Origin of the sequence: Arthrobacter sp. V1I7, assembly GCF_030817015.1 — a bacterium.
Taxonomy (GTDB): domain Bacteria; phylum Actinomycetota; class Actinomycetes; order Actinomycetales; family Micrococcaceae; genus Arthrobacter.
Map to the genome: position 1 here is coordinate 1,535,455 of NZ_JAUSYS010000001.1, position 15,666 is coordinate 1,551,120.

At 65.4% G+C, this 15,666-nt stretch carries 12 protein-coding genes and 1 tRNA gene; 6 read left to right on the forward strand and 7 right to left on the reverse strand.

The window, feature by feature from the left end:
• Positions 1–4 precede the first annotated feature (4 nt).
• Positions 5–2,149 carry a LamG-like jellyroll fold domain-containing protein gene (locus QFZ69_RS07180; RefSeq protein WP_306916700.1) on the reverse strand — a complete coding sequence of 715 codons (2,145 nt, stop codon included), beginning with the start codon at positions 2,147–2,149 and terminating at the stop codon, positions 5–7.
• A 570-nt stretch (positions 2,150–2,719) separates the two neighbouring features.
• Between QFZ69_RS07180 and QFZ69_RS07185 the strand changes: the two genes are divergently transcribed.
• Positions 2,720–3,223 (forward strand): DUF3145 domain-containing protein, encoded by a 504-nt coding sequence (locus QFZ69_RS07185; RefSeq protein WP_306916702.1) that lies wholly within the window; start codon positions 2,720–2,722, stop codon positions 3,221–3,223.
• A gap of 135 nt (positions 3,224–3,358) precedes the next feature.
• On the opposite strand, the gene fabF is transcribed toward QFZ69_RS07185, so the two are convergent.
• The 6 genes from fabF to aceE all read right to left on the reverse strand — a co-directional run bounded on the left by fabF (position 3,359) and on the right by aceE (position 11,445).
• Entirely contained in the window at positions 3,359–4,594 is a 1,236-nt protein-coding gene (fabF, locus tag QFZ69_RS07190) for a beta-ketoacyl-ACP synthase II (RefSeq protein WP_306916704.1), read from the reverse strand.
• Positions 4,595–4,790: 196 nt separating this feature from the next.
• Positions 4,791–5,036: an acyl carrier protein gene (locus tag QFZ69_RS07195; RefSeq protein ID WP_306916708.1), complete on the reverse strand. Its 246-nt coding sequence runs from the start codon at positions 5,034–5,036 to the stop codon at positions 4,791–4,793.
• Positions 5,037–5,181: 145 nt separating this feature from the next.
• A complete protein-coding gene (locus QFZ69_RS07200; protein ID WP_306916710.1) occupies positions 5,182–6,243 on the reverse strand; it encodes a beta-ketoacyl-ACP synthase III in 1,062 nt (353 codons plus the stop codon).
• Positions 6,240–7,169 carry an ACP S-malonyltransferase gene (locus QFZ69_RS07205; protein WP_306916712.1) on the reverse strand — a complete coding sequence of 310 codons (930 nt, stop codon included), beginning with the start codon at positions 7,167–7,169 and terminating at the stop codon, positions 6,240–6,242. The genes QFZ69_RS07200 and QFZ69_RS07205 overlap by 4 nt, the downstream gene beginning before the upstream one ends.
• 87 nt (positions 7,170–7,256) lie before the next feature.
• Positions 7,257–8,501, reverse strand: a complete 1,245-nt coding sequence (locus QFZ69_RS07210; protein ID WP_306916713.1) for a CdaR family transcriptional regulator — start codon at positions 8,499–8,501, stop codon at positions 7,257–7,259.
• Between the two features lie 163 nt (positions 8,502–8,664).
• Complete coding sequence (gene aceE, locus QFZ69_RS07215) at positions 8,665–11,445, reverse strand: pyruvate dehydrogenase (acetyl-transferring), homodimeric type (RefSeq protein WP_307000000.1); 2,781 nt, start codon at positions 11,443–11,445, stop codon at positions 8,665–8,667.
• Between the two features lie 398 nt (positions 11,446–11,843).
• Between aceE and QFZ69_RS07220 the strand changes: the two genes are divergently transcribed.
• The 5 genes from QFZ69_RS07220 to QFZ69_RS07240 all read left to right on the forward strand — a co-directional run bounded on the left by QFZ69_RS07220 (position 11,844) and on the right by QFZ69_RS07240 (position 15,383).
• Complete coding sequence (locus tag QFZ69_RS07220) at positions 11,844–12,263, forward strand: DUF3052 domain-containing protein (protein ID WP_306916715.1); 420 nt, start codon at positions 11,844–11,846, stop codon at positions 12,261–12,263.
• Positions 12,260–12,775: a peroxiredoxin gene (locus tag QFZ69_RS07225; protein WP_306916716.1), complete on the forward strand. Its 516-nt coding sequence runs from the start codon at positions 12,260–12,262 to the stop codon at positions 12,773–12,775. The genes QFZ69_RS07220 and QFZ69_RS07225 overlap by 4 nt, the downstream gene beginning before the upstream one ends.
• 31 nt (positions 12,776–12,806) lie before the next feature.
• A complete protein-coding gene (locus QFZ69_RS07230; RefSeq protein WP_373461819.1) occupies positions 12,807–13,700 on the forward strand; it encodes an NAD-dependent protein deacetylase in 894 nt (297 codons plus the stop codon).
• A gap of 115 nt (positions 13,701–13,815) precedes the next feature.
• Positions 13,816–13,891 (forward strand) — tRNA-Val (locus QFZ69_RS07235).
• A gap of 229 nt (positions 13,892–14,120) precedes the next feature.
• Positions 14,121–15,383, forward strand: coding sequence for a glycosyltransferase (locus QFZ69_RS07240; protein ID WP_307000003.1), 1,263 nt, complete (start codon positions 14,121–14,123; stop codon positions 15,381–15,383).
• Positions 15,384–15,666: the final 283 nt, after the last annotated feature.

A 15,666-nucleotide genomic window follows, 5' to 3' on the forward strand; every position in this document is an offset into this window, starting at 1 on the left:
GGGATCACCTCCGCAGGTTGTAGTGTTGCATTATTTGCGTGGCCGTAAGGACCGTGGGGTAGACAGCGAACTCGTCGATGGAGCCCGCGAAGTAGTTGCTCGTGGGCCGCAGCGGCCAGTTGTTCAGCTGGTCTCCGCCGACGCGCCAGGATCCCCAGTAGCTCTGTGCAGTGGTCTGAGCCGGTAGGACCCCGATCTGGGTTCCGTCCACGTACAGCCGCATGCCGTCGCTACCCTGGGTCGCCACCGCATGATGCCAGGCGTTGTCGTTGTAGGGTCGAGCCGAGGTGACGGTCTTGGGTCCGTTAACATTGACCCCGAAAACCAGCATCCCGGCGTTGGTCATGTAGAGGTGGCGGTCAGAGCTTCCGCTGAGTCCGGGGTGGGTGCCGTACCGGTTCGGCTGGCCGTTGCCGAAGCCGAAGATTTTCCCGCCCTGGGTCGTGTTGGTCTTGAACCAGACTTCTGCGGTGTAGACGGTGGGCGCGTTGCCGCGGTTCTGGCCGTAGGCGTAAGCGCTCGTGCCGTTGAAGGTCGTCGACCGGCTGGAGTCATTTGCGATGGCTCCCGTGTCACCGGCGAATGCAGGCCCGCCGTAGCTCAGCTCGAGGTTGTTGCCCGGCGAGCTGTCGGCGCCCACCGTCGGGCCGGCGTTGTCCAGCCGCCAGTACGTGCTGGCGCCGGCCCCAAGGACCGCTGCCGGGTAGGCGGCAGTGCTCCTGGCCGTCGCGACGGAGACGGACGCCGAGAGCGGGCTCGTGTTGGTGCCGTCCGTCGCCCGGATACGGTAGCTGTACTGTGTTCCGGGTACGGCGGTCTTGTCGGTGAAGGATACCTGGCCGGTCGACCACCACAGTGAGCTGGCCTTCACCGTGCCAAGCGGAGTCGCCGAGCCGTTCCGGTACACGTTGTAGGTCAGCTCGGAATCATCGTTGTCCACGCTGGCGCGCCACCTGACCTGGTTTTCACCGGTCCTCAGGCTTGCTGCGCTGACGTTGCCGGGCGTCGAAGGCGCCGCTCTTCCCGGGGCGGGACCGAACCGTGTCAGGCCCTGTTGGGCCCTGCCATTGGTCGTGGTGAACTCGCCGGCAACCCACAGCACGTCGCCGGAGCCCTTCTTGGTGTGGGCCAGCGCCCGCGGGCCGATTTTTTCACCGATTCCATCATTGGTGTCCGGGCTCCACCCCAGATGGGCCCGGTCGCTGACGCGCTGCGCGCTGAGGTGCTGCCGCTCACCGTCGGCCATCATGTTCATGCCGGGGCAGCTGTGCAGGTGATGCCCCGCGTAGAGAACACCCTTGTAGACGTCAACCGCCTGGGTAGGGCCGAGGCAGGTGTCCCGCCAGACCTGGTCATAGGTATCCAGGCTGAAGCGCGCCCGGCCCTCGAAGACGCCGCTGCCCGTTCCCTCGTTGCCGATGAAGAAACTCTGCCCATCATTAACAATGGACTTGGTAAACGAGGTGCGGGGTATGAAGGTGGCGCCGTAAGCCCGCACGTTGGCCCCGGTGATCGCGTTCACGACTGCGACTGCCTGGGACGCAACGCCATTCACGGTGGCGAAGTCACCGCCGATGACGGCAACGTTGTGGCCGGCCGGAACGGTCAGCGCGCGCCCTGGCGCACTGGCCACCGGCGCCCAGGGCAACAGCGCCCCGGTGTTGTCCATGGCCGCGAAACGGCCGCGAGCCGCGGACCCGACCGATTGAAAATCGCCGCCAAAATACACGGCGGAATTCGTGGCGGCGATGGTCCGGACCGTTGCTGAGACGACTGCCGGCCGGAACGTCGTATCCACCGTGCAGCCCGGAAGCCGGATGGCAGCGATGCGTGTCGTATTGACGCCGTTGATCGTTCCGAATGAGCCGCCAACGTAGAGCCGGGTGCCGTCCGGGGTCACCGCCAGGGCACGCACGGTCGCGCCGGTACCGCCGGTCACGGACAGTGTGCAGGAAGTGGGGTTGCCGGTGTAGGCGTCGAAGGCCGCGAAGTTCACGGCATTCCGGGACTGCGGGTTGCCGGCAGCAGTGCCGGGAGGCCGGATCTGGGTAAACGTTCCACCGGCATAAACAACACCGTTCGACTCGGCCATCGTCCAGGCGACGCCGTTGGTCTGCCAGGTCGGGAGGTTGTTGGCGGAAAACGCCACTCCCGGAGAAAGAGCGAGCGCAGACTGCTTGTCGCCACTAACGGCGCAACGGCAAGAGCAAGACCTGCCAATACAGCTGGGACCTTGTGACGCATAGAGTTCCCCCTACCTAGGCAGCTTTTTTGGTATGCAACAGCGCTGATCAAATCAGCAAAAGCGGCGTGCGTGCACGGTGTTGCTTACTGGTATTGCCAGCGGTCCTACTTGTCTTCAGGGTCGAGTACCTGCTCCACAGGTGGCAGGCGGGTGGGCAGCGTCGTCCGGAGCGCCGTCCGGAGCGTATCGAGGCCTTGTGACACGAACGCCCCACCAACCCTGACGCGCGCGGCGCGCCAGGAAAGACGCGCCGAATCTCACTGGCGTAATTAGGTGGGGTACGGCACAATGGGAACCACGCCCGGCAACTCTCAAGTGCCGCTTGAAGCACTTCAGCCTCAAGTCTCCACCCAGGAACCGGGCCCTAACTAAATAGTCTGGCAGGATCACCGGCACAACTACGGACCCGCGCAACAGACAGACATCCAGGCAGAGGTCGTTGGGGAAGACGTACCTACAGCTATGGAGGATGGAATGTCTGTTGCACTGACCCGCGGTGTGTTGTTTGTTCACTCGGCCCCGACGGCCCTGTGCCCCCACGTGGAGTGGGCCATAGGATCTGTCGTGGACAAGCGGACAGACCTTGAGTGGACCGCTCAGCCGGCTGCGCCTGGAATGTTCCGGGCCGAGCTGTCGTGGACCGGAATTCCGGGCACGGGGGCTCAATTGGCGTCTTCGCTCCGAGGCTGGGCGCACTTGCGCTACGAAGTCACAGAAGAACCCAGCCAGGGCGTTGATGGTGGCCGCTGGTCCCACACCCCCGAGCTCGGCATCTTCCACGCCGTCACCGACGTGCACGGCAACATCATGGTCTCGGAGGACCGCATCCGCTACGCCTATGAATCAGGCGCCGGCGACCCCTCAGCGGTCTACCACGAGCTCTCCCTGGCCCTGGGGGAGGCCTGGGACGAGGAGCTCGAACCGTTCCGGCACGCCGCCGAAGGCGCCCCGGTGCGCTGGCTTCACCAGGTCGGTTAGAACCTCGCGGTTGGAACCCCGCGCGAAATCTTTGCAAAAGCGTCACCGCTACACTCCATAGCTCCGCCAGACGACAGATGGCGGCAATGTTCCCGAGGAACATTGCCGCCATCTGTCATATCGCGAAAAGACGAGCTAGACGCTCCGCACCGCGATGACGGCGTTATGGCCGCCGAAGCCGAAGGAGTTGCTCAGCGCCACGATGTTGCCGGAGGGCAGGTCACGGGCCTTGGTGACGACGTCGAACGGGATCTCCGGATCCTGGTTCTCAAGGTTGATGGTCACCGGCGCCTTGCGTTCGTAGACAGCCAGGACGGTCAGTACGGCTTCCACCGCGCCGGACGCGCCCAGCAGGTGGCCCATCTGGGACTTCGTGGCAGAGACAGCGACGCTTTCCACCTGCTGGCCCAGTGCCGTCTTGAGGGCCGTGTACTCGGGCTTGTCGCCCACCGGGGTGGAGGTGGCGTGCGCGTTGACGTGCACCACGTCCTCGGCCTGGATGCGGCCGTCGAACATGGCAGCCTTGAGGGCGCGGGTGGCGCCCAGGCCCTGGGGGTCCGGGGCGGTGATGTGGTACGCGTCGGCGGTCACCGAGGTGCCGGCGAGCTCGGCATAGATACGTGCGCCGCGGGCCAGGGCGTGTTCCTCGGCTTCAAGCACCAGGGCGCCGGCGCCTTCACCCATGACGAAGCCGTCACGGTCACGGTCATAGGGGCGCGAGGCGCGCTCGGGCTCGTCATTACGGCGGGAGAGAGCCTGCATGGAGGCGAACGCAGCGATCGGCATGGGATGGATCGCGGCCTCGGCGCCGCCGCAGACGACGACGTCCGCCTTGCCCGAGCGGATCAGGTCCAGGCCCATGTGGACGGCTTCGGTGCCGGAGGCGCAGGCGGAGACAGGGGTGTGGGCGCCGGCGCGGGCGCCGAGGTCCAGGCTGACCGCTGCCGCGGGCCCGTTGGGCATCAGCATCGGCACGGTCATCGGCAGGACCCGGCGCGGGCCCTTTTCGCGCAGGGTGTCCCACGCATCCAGGAGGGTCCAGACGCCGCCGATGCCGGTGGCGAAGGCCACGGCGAGGCGATCATGGTCGAACTCGGTGATGCCGGAGTCGGCCCAGGCCTCGCGGGAGGCGACGACGGCGAACTGCGTGGACGGGTCCATGCGCTTGGCCTCGACCCGGCTAAGGACCTCAGTTGCGGGAGTCGTGGCGCGTGCGGCAAATTGCACGGGAAGTTCGAACTTGGCCACCCAGTCGTCCTCGAGCGTGTGCGCGCCGGAGACGCCCTTCAGCGCGTTCTTCCACATTGTGGGGACATCGCCGCCAATGGGTGTGGTGGCACCCAGACCGGTAATGACTACTTTGCGTGCCATGGGATCACTCTCTGTCGGTGCGCCTGCCGGGCCGGGAACCTGAAGGGCTGCCGGGGCCTGCGTGGGAAAACTTTGTGGTCATGCAGACGGGTGCTGCATGAGGTGCTGCAAAGTGGTCCGGTCCGGGGCGCTGCTGCAGCGCCCCGGACCGGCCATGGGTCTCAGCCGTTGCCGGCAGGAGCCAAAACGGTCAGGCTCAGGCCTGGGCGCCTGCGATGAAGCTGACGGCGTCGCCGACGGTCTTGAGGTTCTTGACCTCTTCGTCCGGGATGCGCACGCCGAACTTCTCTTCAGCATTGACGACGATCGTCATCATGGAGATGGAGTCGATGTCCAGGTCCTCGGTGAAGGACTTGTCCATTTCGACGGCTTCCGTGGCCAGGCCGGTCTCTTCGTTGACGATTTCAGCCAGGCCGGCCAGGATCTCTTCGTTGCTAGCCATTGATGGCTCCTTTTCTTGTAGTTGCCCTCCGCCGCCGGTGGTGCCGGCGGCTTAGGGCGGAAATGATTCAAACCGAGAATTCGGCTTGGTGTGGGAATCCGTGCCGTGGAAGAACGTATTCAGTTCGGGGGAGTGCGGTGGGCGCCTACGGAAGCACGATCACTTGGGCACCGAAGACCAGTCCGGCACCGAAGCCGATCTGCAGTGCAAGCCCGCCGCTCAGCTCAGGGTTTTCCTGCAGCAGGCGGTGGGTGGCGAGGGGGATGGAGGCAGCCGAGGTGTTGCCGGCCTCGGCGATGTCCCGGGCGATTGTGACCGTCTCGGGAAGTTTCAGTTTCTTGGCCATCTCGTCGATGATCCGCATGTTGGCCTGGTGCGGGATGAAGGCAACGAGGTCATCGGAGGTGATGCCGGCCGCATCCAGCGCCTGCTCTGCCACCTTCGCCATTTCCCAGACTGCCCAGCGGAACACTGTCTGGCCGTCCTGGCGCAGCGTGGGCCACAGTGCGGCGTCGGTGACGGCGGCTTCCTCATGGCTGAGGACACCGCCACGCTTGCCGGTCAAGGAGAGTTCGCGGATGTCCAGCATGGAGTGGGTCATGCCGATGGCGTCCCACTTGCTGCCGTCCGAGCCCCACACCGACGGTCCGATGCCGGGGATGTCAGACGGGCCAATGACGACGGCGCCGGCGCCGTCACCCAGCAGGAAGGAGATGGTGCGCTCGGTGTTGTCGATGACGTCGGAGAGCTTCTCCGCACCGACCACCAGGACATAGTCGGCAGCGCCGGAGCGGACCAGGGCGTCGCCCTGGGCGATGCCGTAGCAGTATCCGGCGCAGGCGGCCGAGATATCGAAGGCCGGTGCCGGCGTCGCGCCCAGGCGGTCGGCGAGGCTCGCTGCGGCCGAGGGCGTGGCGTACGGGTGCGTCACGGTGGAGACGATCACGGCGCCGAGCTGGGAGGCTTCGATCCCGGCCTTCTCCAGCGCCTCGAGGGCAGCGCTCTCGGCCATGTCGATCACGCTGACATTGGCCGGGGCGCGGTGTCGGGTGATGATGCCCGTGCGCTGGCGGATCCACTCGTCGGAGGAGTCGATCCACTGGCAGACGTCCTCGTTGGTGACAACCACGCTCGGCCGGTAGGCGCCGACTGCCATGATGCGGGTGTTCTCGCGAAGGGGAGCCTGCTTCAAGGTGGGGACGCTCATGCCTGTCCTTCCAGTTCTGCGAATAGGGCCAGGGCGGCGGACAGGTCGTCCGGGGTCTTGACGGTGACGGTCTTCACTCCGGGCATGGCGCGCTTCGCCAGTCCGGCAAGGGTTCCGGCCGGGGCCAGTTCGATCAGGCCGGTCACACCGCGCTGCACCATCGTCTCCATGCACTGATCCCAGCGGACCGGGCGGGAGACCTGGGCGATCAGGCTGTCGACGCCGGCGTCGCCGTCGGTGACTTCCGCGCCGTCGTGGTTGGACAGGAGGGGAACCTGCGGCTTCTGGGGGTGCAGCGAGGGCCGGAGGGCCTGCAGTGCCTCGACGGCCGGGGCCATGTGCGAGGTGTGGAACGCGCCGGCAACCTTCAGCGGAATCACCCGGGCCTTGGCCGGCGGATTCTCCGCGAGGGCCTTGAGCTGGTCAAGCGTGCCGGCCGCGACGACCTGACCGGCACCGTTGACGTTAGCGGCGGTGGCGCCGCTGGCCTTGATCGCGGCCAGGACCTCGGCCGGGTCGCCGCCCACCACGGCGCTCATGCCTGTCGGGGTGGCCGCGGCGGCGGAGGCCATGCTGTTGGCGCGTTCGCGGACAAATGTCATGGCTTCGGTTTCGGTCAGGACCCCGGCCAGGGCCGAGGCCGTGATTTCTCCGACCGAGTGACCGGCAAGGATCACCGGCAGGGCGCTGAGTTCGACGTCGAACAGGGACGTGGCGGCCACCAGGCCGGCAGCCACGAGAAGTGGCTGCGCCACGGCGGTGTCCTTGATCGTTTCCTCATCAGAGGTCGTGCCGTGGGCGACGAGGTCGATGCCTGCTACCTCGCTGAGCGAGGCCAGATGGCCTGCGACGGAGGGCAGTTCCAGCCAGGGGGCCAGAAAACCAGGGGTCTGGGAGCCCTGTCCAGGGCAGACGATTGCAAGCACGTATCCAGCTTTCCAAATTACTGCGGAATCCTTGGTGTTTTCATGCACCAAGCTCGCAGGGTCAGTTTGTAGGAAGTCTACAACGGGTCAGGAGTTGTTACGGGATGGTTGACGTTCCGTGGCAGGCTTCGGCGGGGCCGAGAGGCGGCCGACCACGAGGGCCGTCTGCAGCACGAAGGCCTCCCGCGGAAGGAGCGGGTCCCAGCCGGTAACGTCGCAGACCCGCTTGAGCCGGTAGCGCACGGTGTTGGCATGGACGAAGAGTTCCCGGGCTGTGGCTTCGAGGGAGTGGCCCAGCTCGAGATAGGTGCCGAGGGTCTCCACCAGCCCGTTGGAGGCCGCCACCAGGGGGCGGTAGATGTTCTTCACCAGGGAGCGCCGGGCGGCGTCGTCCCCGGAGATCACCCGTTCGGGCAGGAGGTCATCGGCGGCCACCGGACGCGGGGCGGAGGGCCAGGCGCGGGCCGCGGTCAGCCCGGCGAAGGCTGACTGCGCGGAACCGCTGGCCTCCAGCAGGGACCCCGCTTCGGCGCCATAGACCACGGGGCCGGGGGCGAACAGTTCGCTGAGTTTGAGATAGGCCGTCTCCCGGTCGTGGACGCCGCCGAGGATCAGGATCAGCCGGTCACCCTGGATCCCCACCAGCGCGTCCTCGGCGAAGCGGCCGGCCGTCCGCCGCAGCTCGCTGACGTAGCCGGCGCTGGGTTCGGACGGGGAATTGCCCACCATCACGGTGAAGCGCTCCTGCGCCTTCCAGCCCAGGGCGGCGATCCGCGACCGCAGGGCATCGGTATTCTCGCCGCGCAGGATGGCGTCAACGATGAGCGCTTCCAGCCGGGTGTCCCAGGAACCGCGGGACTCCGCGGCGCGGGCGTAGACATCCGCGGCGGCGAACGCTACTTCACGCGAGTACCGCAGCACGGCCTCGCGCAGGGCGGATTGATCCGCCTCCGGGGCAATCACGGGGGCTTGGTCCTCGACCACCTCGACCACGATCCGGATAAGCTGGAGGGCCTTCTGCAGGCTGATCGAACGCGTCAGTTCGGTCGGTGCGGTACCGAAAACGTCGGAAAGGATCCACGACGGCGAGCTGGGCCGCTCGTACCAGGTGACGAAGGCCGCGATGCCGTTCTGGGCCACCATGCCGAGGGCGGAGCGTTCGTCAGAGTTCAGCCGGCTGTACCACGGCAGGGACTTCTCCAGCTGGCGCAACGTCGTGGTGGAGAGCTGGCCCACGCTCGCCCGCAGCTTCTTCAGCGTTTCGGTTTTCTCCGGCGACATGGCCTTGGAGGCCGGCTTGCGTTTTACGGGAGTGGTGATCGGCTCTGCCATGCATCGAGCATACGGTGCCCGCCGCCCAAGCTCCATTTGTGCAAAAGCTACAACGAGCTTTGGCCTGCATCACAGTTCCCGGACCGGTTCCGGCCGTACCCGTTAAACGACGACGGCGGCCCCACCTTCCGGTGGGAGCCGCCGTCGTCTGCTGCTGGCGTGCTTAGGAGTCGCCGCCTGCGTTGCCGGTGGTGCCGGCGTTGACGTTGTGCAGGCGGTACTTCTCGATCGCCTTGGCAGGCGCCTGGGCATCCACTTCGCCGCGGCGGGCGAGCATCTCCAGGGAACGGACCACCACTGAGTGGATGTCGTTCTTGAAGAAGCGGCGTGCCGCGGCGCGGGTGTCCGAGAAGCCGAAGCCGTCAGCGCCGAGGGAGGCGAACTCGTTCGGCAGGAACTGGCGGATCTGGTCCGGAACGGCCTTCATGTAGTCCGTGACGGCGACGATCGGTCCGGTGGCGCCGGCGAGCTGCTGGGTGACGAACGGCACGCGGGCGGGCTGGTCGGGGTTGAGGAAGGCTTCTTCCTCGGCGGCCATTGCGTCGCGGCGCAGTTCGGTCCAGGACGTCACGGACCAGACGTCGGCGGAGACGCCCCAGTCCTCGGCGAGGACCTTCTGGGCCTCCAGGGCCCAGGGGACGGACACGCCGGAGGCGAGGATCTGCGTGCGCGGGCCGTCGATCTTGGCCGGTGCGAGCAGGTAGATGCCCTTGATGATGCCCTCGACGTCGGGTTCCGCCGGTGCCGGGGGCTGCACGATGGGTTCGTTGTAGACCGTGATGTAGTACATCACGTTCCGTGACGGGTCGTTATCGGCCGGGCCGGGGCCGTACATCCGGTTGAGGCCGTCGCGCATGATGACGCCGATCTCATAGCCGTAGGCCGGGTCGTAGGTGATCACGGCCGGGTTGGTGGCGGCCAGGATGGGGGAGTGCCCGTCGGCGTGCTGCAGGCCTTCGCCGGTCAGCGTGGTGCGGCCGGCGGTCGCACCGATGATGAACCCGCGGGTCATCTGGTCCGCGGCGGCCCAGAAGGAGTCACCGGTGCGCTGGAAGCCGAACATCGAGTAGAACACGTAGACCGGGATCAGCGGTTCGCCGTGCGTGGCGTAGGCGGACCCGGCGGCGGTGAACGCGGCGACGGAGCCCGCCTCGTTGATGCCGGCGTGCACGATCTGGCCTGCGATGGACTCCTTGTAGGCCAGGACGAGCTCGCGGTCCACGGACAGGTAGTTCTGCCCGTTCGGGTTGTAGATCTTCGCGGTCGGGAAGAAGGCATCCATGCCGAAGGTGCGGGCCTCGTCCGGGATGATCGGCACGATCCGCTTGCCGAATTCCTTGTCCCGCATGAGGTCCTTCAGCAGCCGGACGAACGCCATGGTGGTCGCGGCCTGCTGCTTGCCGGAGCCGCGGTTGGCGACCTCGTAGACCTTCTCGTCCGGGAGCGTGAGCTCGGTGTGCTTGGCGCGGCGTTCGGGGACGAAGCCGCCGAGTTCCTTGCGGCGGCCCATCAGGTACTGGATCTCGGGGGAGTCCATGCCGGGGTGGTAGTACGGCGGCCGGTACAGGTCGGCTTCGAGCTGGTCGTCGGTGACCGGGATGCGGAGGTGGTCGCGGAAGGCCTTGAGGTCCGCGAGGGTGAGCTTCTTCATCTGGTGGGTCGCGTTGCGGCCCTCGAAGTGGGTGCCCAGGCCGTAGCCCTTGACCGTGTGGGCCAGGATGACGGTGGGTTTGCCCTTGAACTCGGTCGCGGCCTTGTACGCGGCGTAGACCTTGTTGTAGTCGTGCCCGCCGCGTTTGAGGTTCCAGATCTCGTCGTCGGAGAGGTCCTGGACCAGTTCCTTGGTCTGCGGGGTCTTCCCGAAGAAGTGCTCGCGGACGAACGCGCCGGATTCGGCCTTGTAGGTCTGGTAGTCCCCGTCGACGGTCTCGTTCATGATCTTCACGAGCGAGCCGTCCTCGTCCTTGGCCAGCAGCGAATCCCACTCCCGGCCCCAGACGACCTTGATGACGTTCCAGCCGGCGCCGCGGAAGAACGCCTCGAGTTCCTGCATGATCTTGCCGTTGCCGCGCACGGGCCCGTCGAGGCGCTGGAGGTTGCAGTTGATCACGAAGTTGAGGTTGTCGAGCTTGTCGTTCGCGGCGAGCTGGAGCAGGCCGCGGGACTCGGGCTCGTCCATTTCCCCGTCGCCCAGGAACGCCCAGACCTGCTGGTCGGAAGTGTCCTTGATGCCGCGGTTGTGCAGGTACCGGTTGGACTGGGCCTGGTAGATCGCGTTCATCGGGCCGATGCCCATCGAGACGGTCGGGAATTCCCAAAACTCCGGCATCAGGCGCGGGTGCGGGTAGGAGGACAGCGCGTGGCCTTCCTTGGACTTCTCCTGCCGGAAGCCGTCCAGGTCCTCCTCGGAGAGCCGGCCTTCCATGAAGGCCCGGGCGTACATCCCGGGGGACGCGTGGCCCTGGAAGAAGACCTGGTCCCCGCCGCCGGGGTGGTCCTTGCCGCGGAAGAAGTGGTTGAACCCGACCTCGTACAGGGTCGCGGCCCCGGCGTAAGTGGAGATGTGCCCGCCGACGCCGATATCGGCCCGCTGCGCCCGGTGCACCATCACCGCGGCGTTCCAGCGCAGCCAGGCCCGGTACTTCCGCTCGATTTCCTCATCGCCGGGGAACGGCGCTTCCTGATCCACCGGGATCGTGTTCACGTAGTCCGTGGTGGTGACCATCGGAACCCCGACGCTCTGCGCACCGGCCCGCTGGAGCAGCGCGCGCATGATGTACTGGGCACGCTCGGTGCCCTGATCCTGAATCAGGTCATCCAGGGACTCCAGCCATTCGGCGGTCTCTTCGGGATCACGATCAGGCAGCTGGTTTGTCAACCCGCTGAGGATATGGGAGGTCTCTTCTCCTGCAGCCACGTCCAACCTCTCTTTGAGCGCATTCATCGGCACCCTCAGCTCCGGCAGGGTAACTGCCTGGCGTGAACGCGACGTGTGCGACATATCGGTTACAACAGCCCGGTCATGTGCGCCGGGCAAGGGTCCAATCACAACTATCCCTGCCTGTGTCAGCGGGGCGTTCGCCCTCGGAGGCGTAGTCGTCAACAGCCACTCTAGTCGTGACAGCGGGCGGATGCGTAGCGCTCATGTGGGCGCCCCTCCGTATTTCCCGGGCATACTGGTTGTGTGACGAAGCGCCGCCCCGCGGCCTCCGGATCCTTCCGTGTGACGCAGAATATGGCGGATCGCGCAGCCAACAGCTTGAAGCGCAGGCTCAAAGGGTGTTGGCTTGGAGTAATGGAAATCACTAGGTTTGTAGAAATCACTAAGCATAGGAGCAACACGTGAGCGAGGCCGACGCCGCCACTTCGGTAAATGTGGCGGAAAAACTGGGTTTCAAAACCGGAGATCTGATTCAGGAATTCGGTTATGACGACGACGTCGACTTCGACTTGCGTGAGGACATCGAAGATCTCACGGGCTCGGAACTCTTTGATGAGGACGACCATGAAGTAGTCGACGCGGCCATTCTTTGGTGGAGGGCCGGCGACGGCGACCTCGTTGACACCCTTGTCGATCCGCTGACCACCCTGACCGAGGGCGGTGTTATTTGGGTCCTGACCCCGAAATCCGGCCGCCCGGGCTACGTCTCGCCGGCTGACATCCAGGACGCGGCACCCACCGCCGGTCTCCACGTCACCACTTCAGCGGGAGTGTCGAGGGACTGGAGCGCGGCCCGGCTGGTCACCCGGAAGAACAAGTGACCCGAACCGGCGTCGCCGTCGAAGGAACCGTACCGGCCGTCGACGGAACTGTACCCGCTGTCGGCGAGCAGGCTCCCGACTTCGAACTGCTGAACCAGTTCGGAGAACCGATCAGGCTTTCCGACTTCCGGGGACGCAATGTCGTCCTCGTGTTCTACCCTTTCGCGTTCTCCGGTATCTGCACGGGGGAATTGTGCGAGTTGCGGGACAATCTCGCGCTTTTTGAGGACGCCGACGCCGTGGTGCTGGGTGTTTCGGTGGACAGCAAGTTCGCCCAGCGGGCCTATGCGGAGAAAGAGGGCTACGCCTTCGACCTGCTCGCCGACTTCTGGCCGCACGGCGCTGTGGCGGCCCGGTACGGCGTCTTCGACGCCGAGAGCGGCATGGCGAAGCGGGGCAGCTTCATCCTGGATGCGGGCGGAATCGTGCGCTATGTGGTCGTAAATCCGCGCGGCCAAGCCAGGGACCTCGGCGAATATCGTGCCGCCCTGGCGGGGCTCACCGGGAGCTGACCAGTTGAGGCAGCGGCGCCCCGGAATTGGCATGACTGGCTTCGCCAGTCTGCCGCCCATCGCCGCCGCCGCACCCGCCAGGGACGAGCTCGAGGTGTTGCGGGAGATCCACGACATCCTTGCCGGCGACCGCTTCGCCGTGCTGACCGGCGCCGGCCTGAGCACCGACTCCGGAATACCGGATTACCGCGGCCCCGGCGCCGCCCCCCGGGCTCCGATGACGTACCAGGAATTCATCGGGGATGCAGAAAACCGACAGCGATACTGGGCCCGCAACCACATCGGCTGGTCCCACCTGCGGCGGGCTGACCCCAACGGCGGCCACACCGCCGTCGCCCGGCTGGAAAAACGGGGACTGCTCACCGGACTTATCACCCAGAACGTGGACCGTCTCCACGAGGACGCCGGCAGCGTCAACGTCGTGGACCTGCACGGCCGCTTCGACCGGGTGGTCTGCCTGGCCTGCCACCGCCGCTACAGCCGCAGCCTCCTGGCGGGCGTGCTGGAGGAGCTCAACCCCGGTTTCCTGGAGCGCGCAATGGCGGCCGGTGGAGTGGAGATGGCGCCGGACGCCGATGCCACCGTGGAGGACTCCGGCCTGATCGAAAGTTTCGTCGTGGCGCGCTGCCCGGCCTGCGGCGGAACGCTTAAGCCGGATTTCGTGTACTTCGGCGAGAACGTCCCCAAGGACCGCGTGGAACGCTCCTACGCGATGGTGGACGAGGCCGGAGCGCTGGTTGTAGCAGGCTCCTCCCTGACGGTGATGAGCGGACTTCGCTTTGTCCGCCACGCCGCCAGGCAGGACAAACCCGTGGTCATCATCAACAGGGGGCAGACCCGCGGGGACGGCCTCGCCACGATCAAACTCGACGCCGGCGTCAGCGAGGCGCTGACCTGGCTCGCCGACGAGCTCCCGCCGCTCTGAGCGCCGGATCTGGCACCGTCGGGCGCAGCTGTGCACGGATTGGCGTTTTGCCTTCAGCATCCGGTAAAGTAGCTGTTCGTTGGTTGAGGCGCTCAGGCGCCAAAACTGCGATTTTGGGTCTTTAGCTCAGCTGGTAGAGCGCCACGTTTACACCGTGGATGTCATCGGTTCGATCCCGGTAGGACCCACCAAAAGAGACCCCGTCGTGGCAGGCCTAGAGGCCGCCAGGGCGGGGTTCGTTGCGTGCCATAGAGGCCGGATGCCATGAGTACGCCGTTCTCACAAGTCGGCCCTTGCTACGAGCCGCGTCATGGTCACTGCCGACGGGCGGCAACGTCTCCTTGAGCTGCGTCGTTCACCACTCTGGCGAACGGTTAGAGTTGATTGATTTCTGAACATTCCGGATCTTGGAGGACCATCGTGTTTTTCGGCGTTACGCGCTACAGCCTTTTCTCGCCTGGTTCTCCGTCGTGGAAGACATCGCGAAGCGGAGTGTTTAAGACGCCGGACGAGTACATGGCTTACCTGTTCTCGGAACAGCGTCTTCGGATGAGGGCTGACTTGTTCTTCACGAAGTCCGTACCCGCGCTGGCTGCCATGGCAAAGAACCATGACTACAAGCATTTCGTCCTCTATTCCGAACTGCTTCCGCAGCGCCACAAGGAGCTGTTGTACGCGGCAGCCAGCGAATACCCTTTCCTGATTCCGGTGGAGTGGAACAAGACTGTCCGTGGGACGGGAATTGAGGAAGTCACCCCTCTAATCGAAGAAGATCTTGCTGGAAAATTCACAGCGGACGACGATGTCCAACCCGTGACGTGGTTCCGCCTGGACGACGATGACGTACTTGCCGCGGACTACCTGACTTGCTTGGAAAAGTACCGGACGGCAAATCACATTGGAATGGCGATCTCGTTCGGCCTCGGACTCACCGCATATCGCGGGGAACACGAGCTCATGAATCTTCGGGAGTTCTATCACCCGAAGTCGGCGCAGGGAATGGCGTTCGTGTCGGCCTTCGACCCGCGCCAACGTCGCTTTACCGCGAGCACACCAGGCCATCACCACCGGGTTGATACCGTGATGCCGACCATCCTGGACTCGAGCGACCACATGTTTTTCCAGATTCGGCACGGTGACCAGGACTCAACCTTGAATGTCACCCCTCATGAACGCGTTGCGGGGTCACTGGCGCGCCTTGAAAAGCTCCCGGTAGTGCGTGCCGCCGACGTATCCGCCGAGAAGTGGCCGAGCCTGATCGACGATCTTGTCGCTGGCGAGCCCGTAGTACATGAGCTGTCGGCGCCCGGTGCGGAGCCACTCCAACTCACCGAAGACACCGTGCTGACTTTTCCGCTGCAGGCGGAGGCGGGACTGATCGAGTTTGAATTCGAGTTCGAATCGGCGGAGAACCTTAAGGGAGGCTTCGCGGAGGTCTCGTACGATCTCCAAGGTGCAGATGGCGTGGATGTTGCGACTCTTGGTTTGAGGAGGAATTCCCGGCTCGGCCTGAGTCGCCAAGCTTGGTCTCGAAAGACAAAGGGACAGGTGCGCCACAGCATACTCATGCCCGAAGGCGTGAGCATCTCTGGTATCACCCTAAGGGGCAAGAACCCCCAGCCAGCGGACGTTTTCATCCGCTTGCGGGAGCCGCGGGTGGTCGCGGTGCAAGGCGACATCTAATCGAGGGTCAGATTTACGGTGGGAATACCGTCCCTCGGACTGGCCTTCATGCCGCTCAGGCGCTGTGTTGTAGGTATTGAGGAAGGTCTCCACAGTGAGCGGGCCCGTCGGTAGGTGGAGCGCGGCCCTGTTGATACCCCGTGCCACCCTGCGACCGTCTAACCCGGGCCCGCTGAAGCCTGCTTTGGTGACCGGTGAGAACCGAAACTGACAGTCCAGCGACTCAATCAGCGATCCCGGCAGCGTGGGCGGCATAAGTACCGAATAGATCCAGGTGCCGCAG